General features: G+C 49.9%; 15 protein-coding genes, 1 tRNA gene and 3 pseudogenes. 1 reads left to right on the top strand and 18 read right to left on the bottom strand.

Features of this window, described 5'->3' with window-relative positions; translation table 11 throughout:
* Position 1 precedes the first annotated feature (1 nt).
* The 18 genes and pseudogenes from LH51_RS22350 to LH51_RS06625 form a co-directional block, all read right to left on the bottom strand.
* Complete coding sequence (locus tag LH51_RS22350; RefSeq protein WP_235263579.1) at positions 2-739, bottom strand: ABC transporter permease; 738 nt, start codon at positions 737-739, stop codon at positions 2-4.
* Positions 740-756: 17 nt separating this feature from the next.
* The gene (locus tag LH51_RS22345) at positions 757-1,305 is read right to left on the bottom strand and encodes a hypothetical protein (protein ID WP_235263577.1); all 549 of its coding nucleotides are present in this window, start codon (positions 1,303-1,305) and stop codon (positions 757-759) included.
* Positions 1,274-2,374, bottom strand: a complete 1,101-nt coding sequence (locus LH51_RS06695; protein ID WP_036520896.1) for an extracellular solute-binding protein — start codon at positions 2,372-2,374, stop codon at positions 1,274-1,276. The genes LH51_RS22345 and LH51_RS06695 overlap by 32 nt, the downstream gene beginning before the upstream one ends.
* Before the next feature lie 53 nt (positions 2,375-2,427).
* On the bottom strand, positions 2,428-3,540 hold the full coding sequence (locus LH51_RS06690) for an ABC transporter ATP-binding protein (RefSeq protein WP_036520893.1): 1,113 nt from the start codon (positions 3,538-3,540) through the stop codon (positions 2,428-2,430).
* Between the two features lie 324 nt (positions 3,541-3,864).
* Positions 3,865-4,251, bottom strand: coding sequence for a DMT family transporter (locus LH51_RS24120; protein ID WP_327124469.1), 387 nt, complete (start codon positions 4,249-4,251; stop codon positions 3,865-3,867).
* The gene (locus LH51_RS24115; RefSeq protein ID WP_327124468.1) at positions 4,218-4,715 is read right to left on the bottom strand and encodes a hypothetical protein; all 498 of its coding nucleotides are present in this window, start codon (positions 4,713-4,715) and stop codon (positions 4,218-4,220) included. The genes LH51_RS24120 and LH51_RS24115 overlap by 34 nt, the downstream gene beginning before the upstream one ends.
* Positions 4,716-4,880: 165 nt before the next feature.
* Positions 4,881-4,957 (bottom strand) — tRNA-Met (locus LH51_RS06680).
* A 66-nt stretch (positions 4,958-5,023) separates the two neighbouring features.
* Positions 5,024-5,392, bottom strand: a complete 369-nt coding sequence (locus LH51_RS06675) for a PilZ domain-containing protein (RefSeq protein WP_036518610.1) — start codon at positions 5,390-5,392, stop codon at positions 5,024-5,026.
* On the bottom strand, positions 5,389-5,922 hold the full coding sequence (locus LH51_RS06670) for an OmpA/MotB family protein (RefSeq protein WP_052063530.1): 534 nt from the start codon (positions 5,920-5,922) through the stop codon (positions 5,389-5,391). The genes LH51_RS06675 and LH51_RS06670 overlap by 4 nt, the downstream gene beginning before the upstream one ends.
* Positions 5,923-5,981: 59 nt before the next feature.
* Entirely contained in the window at positions 5,982-6,176 is a 195-nt protein-coding gene (locus LH51_RS06665; protein ID WP_036520890.1) for a flagellar motor protein MotB, read from the bottom strand.
* A complete protein-coding gene (locus tag LH51_RS06660) occupies positions 6,173-7,000 on the bottom strand; it encodes a motility protein A (RefSeq protein ID WP_052063296.1) in 828 nt (275 codons plus the stop codon). The genes LH51_RS06665 and LH51_RS06660 overlap by 4 nt, the downstream gene beginning before the upstream one ends.
* 67 nt (positions 7,001-7,067) lie before the next feature.
* Complete coding sequence (gene apaG / locus LH51_RS06655; protein WP_036518606.1) at positions 7,068-7,454, bottom strand: Co2+/Mg2+ efflux protein ApaG; 387 nt, start codon at positions 7,452-7,454, stop codon at positions 7,068-7,070.
* Between the two features lie 9 nt (positions 7,455-7,463).
* Positions 7,464-8,273, bottom strand: a complete 810-nt coding sequence (gene rsmA / locus LH51_RS06650; RefSeq protein WP_036518605.1) for a 16S rRNA (adenine(1518)-N(6)/adenine(1519)-N(6))-dimethyltransferase RsmA — start codon at positions 8,271-8,273, stop codon at positions 7,464-7,466.
* Between the two features lie 6 nt (positions 8,274-8,279).
* Positions 8,280-9,277 (bottom strand): annotated as a pseudogene (gene pdxA / locus LH51_RS06645) (4-hydroxythreonine-4-phosphate dehydrogenase PdxA).
* Positions 9,278-9,291: 14 nt separating this feature from the next.
* Complete coding sequence (locus LH51_RS06640; protein ID WP_036520888.1) at positions 9,292-10,587, bottom strand: peptidylprolyl isomerase; 1,296 nt, start codon at positions 10,585-10,587, stop codon at positions 9,292-9,294.
* A pseudogene (locus tag LH51_RS06630) lies at positions 10,574-11,922 on the bottom strand (LPS-assembly protein LptD). The gene LH51_RS06640 and the pseudogene LH51_RS06630 overlap by 14 nt, the downstream one beginning before the upstream one ends.
* Positions 11,919-12,176, bottom strand: coding sequence for a hypothetical protein (locus tag LH51_RS20450; protein WP_144244200.1), 258 nt, complete (start codon positions 12,174-12,176; stop codon positions 11,919-11,921). Before LH51_RS20450 ends, LH51_RS06630 begins: the two are co-directional and overlap by 4 nt.
* Positions 12,143-13,342, bottom strand: coding sequence for an LptA/OstA family protein (locus LH51_RS06625; protein WP_036520883.1), 1,200 nt, complete (start codon positions 13,340-13,342; stop codon positions 12,143-12,145). The genes LH51_RS20450 and LH51_RS06625 overlap by 34 nt, the downstream gene beginning before the upstream one ends.
* 180 nt (positions 13,343-13,522) lie before the next feature.
* On the opposite strand from LH51_RS06625, the pseudogene LH51_RS06620 reads away from it, so the two are divergent.
* Positions 13,523-13,983 (top strand): annotated as a pseudogene (locus LH51_RS06620) (phosphotransferase); the annotation flags it as partial.

Raw genomic sequence — 13,983 nt, 5'->3', positions numbered from 1 at the left:
CTTATCCCAGCTTCAGATTATCTGAACCGACCAAACGGTTGTAGATCAGATACAGGGCAATAACCAGCCCCAACAACAAGGATGCAATCGCTGCCGCCAGACCCCAGTTAAGTGAAACCTGCATATGATAAGCGATAAAGTTAGTGATAAAGCGACCCGATTCACCACCCACCAGTGCGGGGGTAATGTAGTAACCTATCGCTAAAATAAACACCAGAATGGCGCCTGCACCTATCCCCGGTAACGTCTGTGGAAAATACACCCGCCGGAACGCCGTATACCCGGTAGCACCCATTGACCGCGCTGCACGCATGTATGTGGGTGAGATACTTTTCATCACTGAATAGAGTGGCAAAATCATGAATGGCAGCAGAATATGCGTCATGGCCACGATCGTACCTATCTCGTTATAGATCATTTGCAAACGCGATTGATCATCAATAAACCCCAAGGCGACCAGCATATTATTCAATATACCCTGGCTCTGCAGTATCGCTATCCAGGTAGTCGTTCGCACCAGCAACGACGTCCAGAAGGGCAAAAGCACCAGCATCATCAGTAAACTGGATGTGCGCATAGGCAAACTTGCTAATAGAAAAGCAACCGGATAACCGAGTAAAAAACATAAGAAGGTGATCAGCATGCTCATCCATAGCGTTTTGATCATCAAGTCGACATAGACGCGCCGATTTTCTGGCTGACGCACAATACTGCCATCAGCGTCATAACGCATATCCATCGCAGCCAAATAATAGCTCAGGTATAACCGCTGGATTCACGCTTAATTACGCGCCAGACATTGGTATCTTCCCAATTCCGGTGCGCCTCAATCAGCGTTTCCTTCCAGGATTCAGGACTCTCAACCCTGGCAATACGCCTGGCGGTACCGGTAATGGTAGAACGCATGCCGGAATATTCATAGTTCAACCGACTGGCAACCCGACCCAGATTACGGTTGATTTGACCCTCTTTAAGGTCATGCGCCAGTGCCGCATATACGGACTCATCCGGCAAGCCTTCACCGTCCCAACCCTGCAAAGCAGATGACGTAGTCGGCATAATAGTGACGACTTCATTACTTTCAACACTGCGTGTCAACATGCTGAAAATAGGGAAAATAAATGCAACCAACAAAAATAGCATCAGCGGCGCAACCAATAGAATTGCGCGCAACTTGTTCTTGAACAACGCCCGCCTGAGGCTCGTTTTAAGCGGACGACCATCGGCAGCGACCAGCGGTGCCGAAGCACCGCCGTCACTGTTTACAGATGGATTACTGTGCGAGCCAGGCATCGAAGCGCTCATTCAACTCATCCTGATAGTCAGCCCAAAACTCATCATTTTTCGGCAAAGCCGTAGCGAAGTTGGGTTCATAAGTAGGCATATGAGGTGTCATATCGATACCCGTCGGAATATGCTCACCGACTAAAGCTGCACCACTTTTACGCGCTGGACCATAGGAGATATAACTGGCCTGAGCTGCATTCTGCTCTGACTCAGTAGAGAAACGCAGGAAGTCTTTGGCAGCATCCATCTTCCCTCTTGGCACTACCCAACCATCCAGCTCAAACACCTGGGCATCCCAGATAATTTCGAAAGGCTGGTCTTCATTAACCTGTGCAGAGAAGATACGACCATTGTAGGCCGAAGCGAATGCAACCTCCTGATCAGCCAACAACTGTGGCGGCTGAGCCCCTTCAGACCACCAGATCACTTCACTCTTGATGGTATCCAGCTTGGCCAAAGCACGCTCGACACCCTCATCAGTTGTCAGCATGTCATAAACCTCATCATGCGGCACACCATCAGCAATCAATGCCCATTCCAGGTTATTGATCGGACGACGTTGCAGTGAGCGCTTACCGGGGAAGTTTTCCAGATCAAACACATCTTCGATAGTTGAAGGCTTGTTATCTTCCGGGAACATTTCAGTGTTGAATGCAACGATATTGGAGTAAACGATAGTGGCTACAAAACACTCATCCAGCGCACCTGGAATAAAGTCTTCACTTGGTGGTGTACCATCTGGTGCAGGCGCCAGCAGCTCATCATGATCCAATATTTCAATCAGACCTTCAGCACAGGCTATTTTGGCATCAGCAGGCAGCATATCTACCAGATCCCAGGTGACATTCCCAGCTTCCACCTGCGCGCGAAGACCCGCCAGGCCGGTTGCCGAACGGTCGATATTAACGATGCGCTGACCAGTTTTTTCTGTCCAGGGTTTAGAGTACGCCTCCTCCTGGCTCATGGTATAAGCGCCACCCCAGGATACGACATTAAGATCCTCTTGAGCCTGGGCAGTCGAAATAACAGCGGCTGTAGATAGCATCACAGCGGCTGTCAGAGCGGATTTACGAAAAATTCTAGTCATTTGTAACTCCAGCATTCTAATTAAATAGTGGGCAATAAGCCTGTTTTTATTATTTACGCATCAAGTGCGCGACAATCACTGACGGTCCATCCAACGGTGATCTTATCTCCAGCCGTATAGCGATGGACAGCAGATGAATTGGGTGTTTTCACGATAAATTCATTGTTACCTGCCACTTCGAACCGGGTTCTGAGATGATCACCCATATAGATGACTTCCCTGACTTTGGCATCGAGAATGTTAGGTACTGAACCAGGTTCAGGGTTTATGCAGACGCGCTCCGGACGCAGTGAGAGGGTACTTTTCTTACCCTTGCCAGACACATTGACAGGTAATGAATGCACAACCTCTCCAGTAGGCAAACGGATATCGGCCTGCGTATCCGTCAACTCGATCACCTCACCAACAAAGGCGTTGTTTTCACCTATAAAGCCAGCGACAAATGCATTTTCAGGACTTTCATACAAGGCTTCTGGCGTAGCCAGTTGCTGTACTATGCCATCATCAAACACAGCAATACGATCAGACATGGTCAATGCTTCGGTTTGATCATGCGTCACATAGATCATACTGATCCCCAAATCCTCATGCAGGTATTTAATTTCAAACTGCATCTCTTCGCGCAAGCTTTTATCCAGTGCACCCAGTGGTTCATCCATGAGCACCAACGCCGGTTCGAACACCAGTGAACGTGCCACAGCAACGCGCTGCTGCTGACCACCGGAAAGCTGAGCAGGACGTCGGTCACCAAAACTATCCAGCTTAACCATGGACAGTGCGCGCTTAACTTTTTCTTCAACAGTTGATTTGGGAATATTGCGAACTTGTAATGGAAAGGCGAGATTTTCAGCGACCGTCATATGCGGAAATAGCGCATAGTTCTGAAACACCATACCAATACCGCGTTTGTGCGGTGGCAAGCGTGTAATGGGCGTGCCATCAAGCAGAATCTGCCCATGGGTAGGAACCTCAAAACCCGCCATCATCATCAAGCAGGTGGTTTTACCAGACCCTGACGGGCCCAACAGCGTGATAAATTCACCCTGATCCATATCGAGGTTGAAATTTTTGACTACCAGCGTTTCACCATCGTAAGTCTTTTGCACACTGTCAAAGACTACGAAAGATTTTTTCTTCTCTACATCAGCGCCATTCGGCTTTTCCATCGGAAATAATCCTCCCGTCAATCAGGCGGGGCAGATGACCTATTTCGGGATAACTGCCACCCAGCAAGGCCTGTAATTATTTTTCTTGGACTTAGGTATAACCGATTCACAAAAGGATGTAAAACCCCTCAGGCTATTTTTTTTGCTAAAAATAGCTCCAATTCCTAGGGTTACACTGGGTTAGCTCCCGTAATTACTGGTAATAGGGATAAAAAAAGAAATTTCTCAGACGTGTAATACAAAGATCAAATTTTTTCCCTGGCTGTTATGACAGTGATTATTGAATATAAAACCAGCCTACTAAGTGCTCACTCCAGAGGCTTGCTAAATGCCATCAGAAGGTTGTTTCTGCAGAATAACCAAGGCAATACCACCGAGAACAGCCACAGAAGCCAATAATAAACGTAAGGTTATTGGCTCATTTAGAAGAACGATACCACCCATAGCTGCAATAACAGGAACACTAAGCTGAACTGTAGCTGCATTTGCAGCCTTAAGCGCTGGCAGAACCGCGTACCAAATAGCGTAACCCATCCCGGAAGCGATTGCCCCGGAGCAAACTGCATACCAGAATCCAGCCATATCGAGCGACGAACCGTTCAACAGAATCAGACTCATGACTAGTGTAACCGGAACAGACCGCAGAAAATTACCTGCTGTTACCTTGATTGGATCACCTACCCTCTTCCGCGCAGGGAATAGACACCCCACGCAGCTCCAGCAACCAGCATCAATACAGAGGCATACAGTGGAGGTGCAGAAAGGCCCGGCAGCAGCAAAACAATCAACCCCCCAAAAGCCAGGAGAAGACCAATGAATTGCAGCTTAAACAATCGTTCTCCAGACCAAATACCATACCCTATCATTGTCACCTGGACGGCACCAAAGAGCAGCAGCGCACCAGTTCCGGCAGACAGGCCCACATAGGCAAAGGAAAAGCCTGCCGCATACACAAATAAGGCTATTGCCGATAGCCAGCTACCTGCACCGGCAGGAGCAGCATGCCGCATACGTACGATTAACCAAAGCACCAGGGCACCAGAAACTAAACGAATACCCGTAAAGCTGGCTGCATCGATACTGGTATGAGTGAGAGCAGCCCGACAAAGGAGTGAATTGCCTGCAAAAGCCATCATAGCAAGTGTCGTAAGTGCAAGGATGCGTACAGATGACATAAAACATTCCCGTGGGTAGTAGTGTACGGAAGAGTTAACACTACCACCTTCTGGCAGCTTTTATTAACAGTTTTGAATTAGCATTTTCGTTGGAAAAACGCAGAAGAATAGAAACCGCACTACGAAAAAAGGCAGACCGGTGATTACCGAATCTGCCTTTAAATATGGTAGCGGGGACAGGATTTGAACCTATGACCTTCGGGTTATGAGCCCGACGAGCTACCAGACTGCTCCACCCCGCATCAACGTGGGACGAATATTACAGAGAAGGGCTTTTACTGTCAAGCGTTTATTGCGCAGTTGCAAAACTATTCTTCTCTTTGGCGTAATATTGCATGTTTCTGGCATTCCAGGATGAAGCGGGATAACAGGCGTTCATCCATGGTACTCATGTCTTGTAACTCGCCACCATAACTGCCTGTCAGGGTTCTAATCAGATCTACCTTGCAGTAGATGGTGAAATCGCGCTCACCCAGGGTAAAGTTAAGCTGGGCATCATAGCATCCGGACTTGAGTTCATGTTCACTGAGAAAAGCCACACCATTGGCTGACAGGTCTTCCAGATCAACCAGGTCGCCATTTACCCGCAGGCTGACCGGGTCATCCTGTACTGGGGTCATACGAAAGGCTCTGCGGCCGCGGTCTGTGATTCCCGGAAGTGAGATTAGTGGTTTCATCTTGGTAACTCCGTCCGTTCAAGGACAAACTCTAAGCGTCGGTTGGCCGCTCTGTTTTCTTCAGTAGTGTTGGGCAGTAGCGGCATGGAGTCGCCGTATCCACTGGCAACAACACGCTGTGGAGACAGTCCTCCCTCAATAAGAAAGCGTAGTACAGCGGTGGCACGAAAGGCGGATAGTTCCCAGTTGGAGGGAAAGCGTTCAGTGTCAACAGGCTGATCATCCGTATGTCCTTGAACTTCGAGTTTGAAGCCCGGGTTATCCAGGACCACCTCAAGAACACTGTCGAGCAGAGGCATCATTGAACGTCGAATTTCGACGGAGCCTGGTTCAAACATGACGGCGGCATTGACTTTCAGGTTGAGTTTTCCATCCAGTGGTGAGCCGATCTCAACCCAACTGCCCATATCTTTTTCAGCCAGAGATCCTTCGATATCGGTAACGATTTCTTCAAGTTCGGCATTGATGGAGTCCACCAGGGCTTGCTGGAAGCGCATCTGATCGGCCAGTTCTGCATTGCGGTTAATCATGGCCGGATCATTGAGGTCGGGTATACGTGTGGTTTCGGCAGCCGGTTCCAGTAACGGAATCAGGCTGGAGGGGCAGAGTCGCGAGATAGGGCGATATTCAGTGATTTGGCGGCCTCTTCGAAGGCTTCATGTTCGACACTGGACATGGAAAATAACAGCACAAAAAACACCAGAAGCAAGGTCATCAGGTCAGCAAAGGTGGTAATCCAGCCAGGACCTTCGTTGTCTTCCAGTAGCTGCTGCTTGCGGCTCATGCCTTCTTATCCTGCGGCTTGGCTTTCTCCGCTGCTTTGGCTGGCTCCTGTGCTTTGTTTTGCTTGCCTGCACGTAGCGGTTTGCGTGAGGCTTCTGGTAGATAAGAAGACAATTGCTCATACACATGTGCGTAGTGGTCATTGGTTAGAATGCTGATGCAGCCTTCGCGGATGATTTCCAGATTGGTGACTTCAGCGAGTGTTCTGGCGCGCAGCTTTCCGGCAATAGGTAGAAATACCACGGTTGCCAATAGTGAACCATAGAAAGTGGTCAGTAGCGCAATGGCCATGGCCGGTCCAATGGTTTCCGGATCCTGAAGGGCGCTGAGCATCTGAATCAGGCCGATCAATGTGCCCAGCATACCAAACGCAGGGGCATACATGGCCATCTTGCGAAAAACGTCCTGTACCGTGAAGTGTCGGCCTATCAACGAGTCGATTTCATTTTGCAGGGTGTTGCGAATAACCTGCTCCGAAGCGGCTTCTGCAAGCAGGTTGGAGGCGCGTTGTAAAACCCTCGAGTTGGTTTCTATATCGCCTAGCATCAACAGGCCATGGCGGTGACTGATACGGCTCAGCTCCAGCATGGTATCGATCATTTCCTGGGCATTGGTTTTGTCCCGAGTGAATACGAACCAGGCTGCGCGGAAGGCGTTCAGGACATCTTTGAATTGCACAGTTAGCAAGGTAGCCGCAATGGTACCACCGGCTACAATCATCAGGCCTGGAATATTGACAAAAACATCTGGGTTGCCGCCCAGAAAGATGGCAATAATAATCAGGGCGAAGCCTGAAATAATCCCTAGTAATGATGCAAAATCCATAGCCGGTCTCTGTTGTTTAATGATCAGCAACCGAGTATAGCAATACTCGACTGGTGTTCAGTAAGTTTCAATGTAACGCATTCGGTAGTGCCAGGGTGAAGGCGGGAATCGGGGCGATAAATTCACCAGTTTCATCGGTCATCATACAATAATGTCCCTGCATACTGCCGACCTCGGTTGGCAGTACGGTGCCACTGGTATAGCTGTAGCTTTGGCCAGGTTCTATAGTGGGTTGCTCACCGACCACACCTTCACCGGTGACTTCCTGTATTTGCTCGTTGCCATCAGTGATAACCCAGCGGCGGCTGATCAACTGAACCGGAATGGGGTTCTGGTTGGTGATGGTAATGTGATAAGAAAAAACATAGCGGTGTGCATCCGGGTCAGACTGCTCATGCAGGTAAGCGGTGGCGATAGAAATGTGCATGTTTTCACCCATAGATTTACTATTCATAAACGCTGGTTATTCCTTTTCTTGGTCACATAGAAAGTCACTGATGCGGATAAATTCCTGCAGTGTCAGGCGCTCGGGACGTTCTCCCGGATTAATCTCAAGTGATTCGAGTGCTTCAGCACTGATCAGCTCTTTCAGGTTATTACGCAGTGTTTTGCGGCGCTGATTAAAAGCCGTTCTAACCACAGACTGTAACTGATCCACATCTTTGGCCACCAGGGGTAGCTGCTTATGGGGTGTCAGGCGCACGATAGCGGAGTCAACCTTTGGGACTGGATTAAAGGCCTCTGGTGGTACCAGAAACAGGTTTTCAACCTGGCAATAATATTGTGACATGATGCTCAGTCGACCATAGTGCTTCTCGCCAGCTTTGGCTGCCAGGCGTTCCACCACCTCTTTCTGTAGCATAAAGTGCATATCAGCTATGTGTTGATTATAGCTTAGCAGGTGAAAAATCAGCTGTGTGGAAATATTGTAAGGCAGGTTGCCGACGATACGCAGTGGACGTTGATCATCACATAGTGAGGTGTAGTCAAATTTCATCGCATCGGCTTGATGGACGCGAAAATGCTCAGCATAGTTAAAAAACTTGGTGCGCAGAATCGGTACCAGATCACGATCCAGTTCGATGGCATCAAGATCACCGGCTGCGTTGAGAATTTCTTCTGTCAGTGCGCCCAGTCCCGGACCAATTTCCACCAGGTGGTCAGTGGGGCGGGGGGATATGGCGCGGATAATACGCTGAATAACACCCTGATCCTGAAGAAAATTCTGACCAAAACGTTTGCGGGCTTTGTGGCCTACCGGTTTTTTACTCATGAGTTCCTAAGCTGTGTCTGATGCTGAATGGCGAGCTGAGGCCATCTGTGCAGCATAATTAATGGCAGTAATCAGGCTGCCGGTATCGGCCTTGCCACTACCGGCCAGGTCAAATGCGGTACCATGATCGACTGATGTACGGATAATCGGTAGCCCCAGGGTAATGTTAACAGCTTGGCCAAAGCCCTTGTACTTGAGCACGGGTAATCCCTGATCGTGATACATGGCGAGCACGGCATCGGCCTGGCTGAGATACTTCTCGTTGAACAGGGTGTCGGCTGGTAAGGGCCCCTGAATCAGCTCACCACGTTGGCGAAACGCATCTAATACCGGGGTGATGGTGGTCAGCTCCTCATCGCCCAGGTGTCCACCTTCTCCGGCATGGGGGTTAAGTCCGGCAACCAGTAAACGTGGCTGGGAAATGCCAAATTTCTGGCGTAAATCCTGTAACAAGATACTGATAACATCTTCCAGCAGGGGCGGGTAATGGCATCGGCTACAGCTCTCAGTGGCAGGTGAGTAGTCGCCAGGGCCACTTTTAACCCCTCTGTGGCCAGCATCATGACCACCTTGGGGGTGCCGGTCAGAGCTTCCAGAAACTCGGTGTGTCCGGTGAAAGGGAAGCCTGCATCATTGATGATGCCTTTGTGAACCGGTGCGGTGATCAGTGCATCCAGTTTACCTTGCTGGCAGTGCTGTGTGGCCAGTGTCAGTGTTTCCAGGACATAATGGGCATTACGAACATCAGGTGTGCCTGCCTTGGCTGGAACACTCATGGATACAGGATAAACCAATAGCTCTCCTGGTTGCATCAGCCTGTTGTCCTGTTCCCCTTGCCACTCGCTTAGCAGCAAGGGCAGGCCCAGCTCTTCAGCGCGTGTGCGCAGTAGAGTGGGATCGGCGAAAACAATCAGCTGGTGTGGCCAGGCTGTTTGCGCGAGTTGCACACACAGGTCCGGACCTATACCAGCGGGTTCACCTGGAGTGACTGCAAAGCGTAGCAAAACCACTGGGCGTGTTATCCTGGATTCCGGATTTCAACATAGGCTTGTGAGCGTAATTCCCGTAGCCAGTTATCCAGTTCTTCATTATATTTGCGTTGACTGATGGTATTTCGAGCCATGTTTTCCATCATTTCGGCAGACATATCTTGTGTGCGACGGTCTCTGACCCAGAGTACATGCCAGCCAAAGCGTGATTCGAAGGGCTCGGATATCTGGTCAACGGCCGTACTGCTCATGACCTGCTCAAATTCCGGTACCATCTGGCCTTCCTGAGTCCAGCCCAGATCCCCGCCTTGTGATCCGCTGCCTGGATCATCACTGTAGCGGCGTGCCAGATTTTCAAAGGGCTGGCCATCACGGATTCGGCTAGCCAGATCGTATGCCAGGGTACGCGTTTGCTCGTCTGAGCGAATTTCATTCGGTGTGAGTAGAATGTGGCTGACCAGTGTTTGCTCGACCAGGGTTACGTCTCCACCACGGCGGTCTCTAACCTGAAGAATGTGAAATCCACCCGGTGTGCGTATCGGACGACTGATATCACCGGGTTGCAAGTTTGCGATTGCAGCCGCCAATGTTTCCGGCAGTTCACTCTGATTACGCCAGCCCAGATCACCACCGTTGAGTGCATTGGGGGCGTTGGATACAGACACCGCCGTGTCCGCAAACTCTGCACCATCTGTCAGTGTGGCATAGATCTCCTCCGCTTTACGCTCGGCTTCCTGAATTATATCGGGTGAGGCTTGAGAGGGGAGTGCAATCAGAATGTTGCTCAGCAGAAACTCAGCTTGGCGTTGTTGGGCCGCATCTGAGTTAAGAAAATTGCGAATTTCCTGTTCTGATACCTGTATGCGGCGGTTGACATTGCTTTGTTGCACCTGGCTAACTAAAAGTTCGCGACGAATCTGCTCCCGAGCTTGCGCATAATCCTGCCCTTCGGCAATCAGTGCTTCACGAAACTCTGGCAGAGTCAGCCCATTCTGAGCCGCAATGGCTTCCAGTGTTTCATTCAGTTGACGGTCGGAGATACGTAACCCTTGTATTTCGGCTATCTGCAGCTGCAGGCTGTCCAGAATCAGACGGTCCAGCACTTGCTGGCGCAATACATCGGCGGGCGGTACTTGTACTCCCTGACCCTGAATCTGTTCGGTTATTAGTCGGGTGCGCTGGTCCAGCTCACTTTTCATAATAATATCGTCGTTAACGACGGCGACAATTCTGTCCAGCTGCTGTGCCTGCGTGTGCAGTGAAAACAAAGCTACCAGCACAAAGGTCAGTACAGACCTGATCAGCCATTTATCAGAAGTTATCATGATCTTTCTCTCTAAAACCGGTTATTTCTTCAATGAGGCTACGACCACCGTCGTCACCAAACGAACCCAAACCGCGTAGGATAAACTGTAAAAACACACCGCGGTCATATTCTGCTGTGGAACCACGGGTATTGGACGATTTCAGCCATTCTCTGGCTGTCAGACGCATTTTCCAGCAACAGGTTCCGTATTCCAGCCCCAACAGGCTATCCAATCGCTGCCGATTGGCTATGTCGTGTTGCCAGCGCCCTATAACACCCCACTGTGGGTTGATCTGGTTTCTGAAAGCTATGTCCGATTGACGTGTTCTTTCTCCCCCGGCAATGGCTGAGTTAACTCTGTCACGGTAACTGAAATAGAACATGTTTTCATCATCAGGTTGCCAGGTTAGCCGATAGTTCTGCTCTTCCAGGCTGAAGCTGTCACGATCAATTTCAGAGTCGTGACGTAAGCGAAGTGCCGGGGTGATATTCCACTGCGCCAGTAATGCCAGGTTGGAGCTGGACTCATCACCGTTAATATCGCCTGGGCGCAGATCATTGCCTTGCCTGTCTGTGGCGTAATAGGCTTGAGCGACAGCAAGGCGGGCTTTCTCAAAGCCGCGTTGATCATAGAGGCTGAAGACACGCCTATTGTTGCTTGTGATGTGGCTGAAACCCGGTCATTACCACTCCAGCCATAGCGATCAAACAGATTGTTGTAGCTGAAGCTTAATTGTGATGTATCAAAATAGCGGAAACTATCAAGCGTTGGCTGTTGGTTGTTTTTTTCCACATGCAGCAGCATCAAACGTGGTTCAAGTGATTGAGAGTAGTCACTATCAGCAAGGGTGAAGTCCCTATCGAAGTAAAGACCTGAGTCAATGCTGGCGATACCCGCCGTGACCGAGTCAGGGATGTTTGAGGTATCGGCCCCTGTTGGGAAGTCAAAATCGTAGTTGCTGTGCCACAGGGTCAGTTCGGAGTTCATAAAGCCCCAGGGGCGGCTGTTACGATGTGTTATCGAAGGCCTGAAGTGCACGCGCTGGGCATCTGTGCGGAGAATGTCTGCTGAGTTGCTAAAAAAATCTTTTCGATCACGCTCAAAACGTACATATTCTGCCGAATAGCTCAGTGCTGCTTTCTCGCTTAGGCTTTCATTCCCGGTTAGCAAGAGTTGTGGTGTGCGTTGATAGGGCGATGAAACGTTATCATTGATGGTCTGGTATTGATGCAGGTTGGCGAGAAATTGCCAGCCATCTCCCAGGTAACGTAGCTGCCCGCGTTGATTCAAATGGTCTTCACGCTGAATTTCCAGTGAGGTTCCCAGATCGGAAAAATAGTTATTATCACTCACTTTAGTGAAATCAATCTGGCTTTCCCAGCGATCACCGGGTGTGCTTGATGATTGAAGCCTGCCAACCAGCGGTTTTCACCATCCAGCTTATCATCACCAGACAAGTAGCCAAGGCTCAACATGTTGTGAGACCAGTCATTCATGTATCTGAGTTCATTTTCCAGCAGTAAGCCGCGCTTCTCGATGTAGCGAAGTGTCAATGTGTCGTCGATATTGGGCGCTATATTAAAGTAGTAGGGAATGCTGAAGTCCAAACCATCACTTTTGGAAATCCCGATACTGGGGTACAGAAAACCGGATTGGCGCCGACTGTCGATCGGAAAACGGAACCAGGCATATAGAACACAGGTATGTCTGCAACTCTGAAAGTGGCATGTGTGGCTATACCATAGCCCTTGTCAGGATGGAGTACTATATTGCCTGATCCGATTGACCAGGCGTTATTGCCAGGTTCGCAGTAGGTGACAGCACCTGATTCCAGACGTATGCGGTTGTCATCATAGCGTGTGATAGTTGTTGCCGATCCTCGCAGATGTTCTGCATGCACAATATATTCAGATGCATAAAAACTGGATACACCGGTGTTAAAGTTGGTCTCTGCGCGCTGTCCGACCAGGAGTAGTCCAGGCTCTCTAAAGGTGACATCACCTTCTAGAAATGCGGTATTGGCTTCATTATCTACTTCGCCATAGCGGCTGGTGAACAGGCGACTTCCCTGCTGTAGTTTAACCCCACCTGTCAGGCGAGCCAGACCGCTTTGCAGGTCAGCACTGGAAAGGTCCGCCTCAGCATAAACAGCTTGTTCGCCTGGCGTCAGTTCACTTTGCAGGTAATCAATATCCGGTTCGACGTAGCGCCCGCTACATACAGCGGCCTCATTACTGGAGTAAGGGTACCAATCAAGGTGGGCATAGGGATTATTTATTAACAGCCCGGAAGCACCGGGTTGGGCTGCATTGAATCGACCCAGCTCGGCTACACTGACAGCCTGGCGATTACCTGGCGCACAAGACCAGTTGCCATCGGCGCCAATTGTACAGTCCCAGGCATCAGCTGAGCGAGCGCGAGCCGTTTGCTCAGTGGTTATCGATCTGCCTGGTTGACTTGCTTCAGGGGCTGGTGAGGCTGATTCTGCCGGAAAGGTTCGGGCCGTATCGGGCTCAGGTGTTAGTGTGGTTAATTCTGATTCAGGTGGACTTACGGGGTCACGCGGACTGATGGGCTCAGCTGATCTGTCTGGAACTGGAGCTGGAGTTGGAGCCGAAGTTGGAGTTGGCTCTGGTGTTGATACCCTGCGTGGCTCAGGTGTCAAAGGTTCTGCCGACTGAGCATCCATAAGAAGTTCATTAACTTCACAGTCCCATTCACCATTAGGCAGCAGGTTACATACCCACAGGCGCTCATCCGTTTGTGCCGCCACCAGGGGGCGCAGAGGATAGCTGCCACAGCAAGGGTTAGTTGATAAGCGCTATGTTTTTTAAAAGGCATCAGGTCGCAGTCCGGTAGCGAGTCAGGCAGAGTTTCTTGCTGCCCGTGAGTCTAGTACTATTAAGCACTGCATAATAAAGCATTAACTAGGGCAAGTGCTAGAGGACAACGAATGGGAAGGCGACAACTGGCGCTGAAAAACTGGGTAGCTGAACAAATAACAGGCTCTGGTTTGGAGCTTAATACAGATTTTAGACTGGAAATGGTGGCGGGTGATGCCAGTTTCAGACGTTATTTCAGAGTGAGAGCCCAGAATCAGTCTGTTATTGTGATGGATGCTCCACCTGAGCATGAGGACTGCGGGCCTTTTGTTGCTATTGCACAGCAGTGGCTTGCTGCAGGTGTACGAGTGCCGAAACTTCTGGCCCAGGATCTGCAACAAGGGTTTCTGCTGCTGGAAGATTTTGGTGATCAACTGCTGCATAGCGGGCTCAATAAAGATAGCGCTGACCCGTTATACGCCTTGGCTTTTACCGAATTGCTAAAAATTCAGCAGATTTCCGCAGCTGGACTGCCACTTTATGATGAAGCGTTGCTCGGCAGGGAAATGCACTTGTTTCGGGAATGGTTTTA

The organism is Nitrincola sp. A-D6 (assembly GCF_000764495.1).
Taxonomy (GTDB): Bacteria; Pseudomonadota; Gammaproteobacteria; order Pseudomonadales; family Balneatricaceae; genus Nitrincola.
This window is presented reverse-complemented; position numbering and strand designations above follow the sequence as displayed.

Coding starts and splice junctions, on each gene's coding strand:
- LH51_RS06675 (WP_036518610.1), bottom strand. CDS start 5,392: ATGAAACCACTAATCTCACTTCCGGGAATCACAGACCGCGGCCGCAGA.
- LH51_RS06665 (WP_036520890.1), bottom strand. CDS start 6,176: ATGAGCCGCAAGCAGCAGCTACTGGAAGACAACGAAGGTCCTGGCTGG.
- apaG (WP_036518606.1), bottom strand. CDS start 7,454: ATGAATAGTAAATCTATGGGTGAAAACATGCACATTTCTATCGCCACC.
- rsmA (WP_036518605.1), bottom strand. CDS start 8,273: ATGAGTAAAAAACCGGTAGGCCACAAAGCCCGCAAACGTTTTGGTCAG.
- LH51_RS06670 (WP_052063530.1), bottom strand. CDS start 5,922: ATGATTAACCGCAATGCAGAACTGGCCGATCAGATGCGCTTCCAGCAA.
- LH51_RS06640 (WP_036520888.1), bottom strand. CDS start 10,587: ATGATAACTTCTGATAAATGGCTGATCAGGTCTGTACTGACCTTTGTG.
- LH51_RS06690 (WP_036520893.1), bottom strand. CDS start 3,540: ATGGAAAAGCCGAATGGCGCTGATGTAGAGAAGAAAAAATCTTTCGTA.
- LH51_RS24115 (WP_327124468.1), bottom strand. CDS start 4,715: ATGTCATCTGTACGCATCCTTGCACTTACGACACTTGCTATGATGGCT.
- LH51_RS06695 (WP_036520896.1), bottom strand. CDS start 2,374: ATGACTAGAATTTTTCGTAAATCCGCTCTGACAGCCGCTGTGATGCTA.
- LH51_RS22350 (WP_235263579.1), bottom strand. CDS start 739: ATGGATATGCGTTATGACGCTGATGGCAGTATTGTGCGTCAGCCAGAA.
- LH51_RS06660 (WP_052063296.1), bottom strand. CDS start 7,000: ATGGATTTTGCATCATTACTAGGGATTATTTCAGGCTTCGCCCTGATT.
- LH51_RS22345 (WP_235263577.1), bottom strand. CDS start 1,305: ATGAGCGCTTCGATGCCTGGCTCGCACAGTAATCCATCTGTAAACAGT.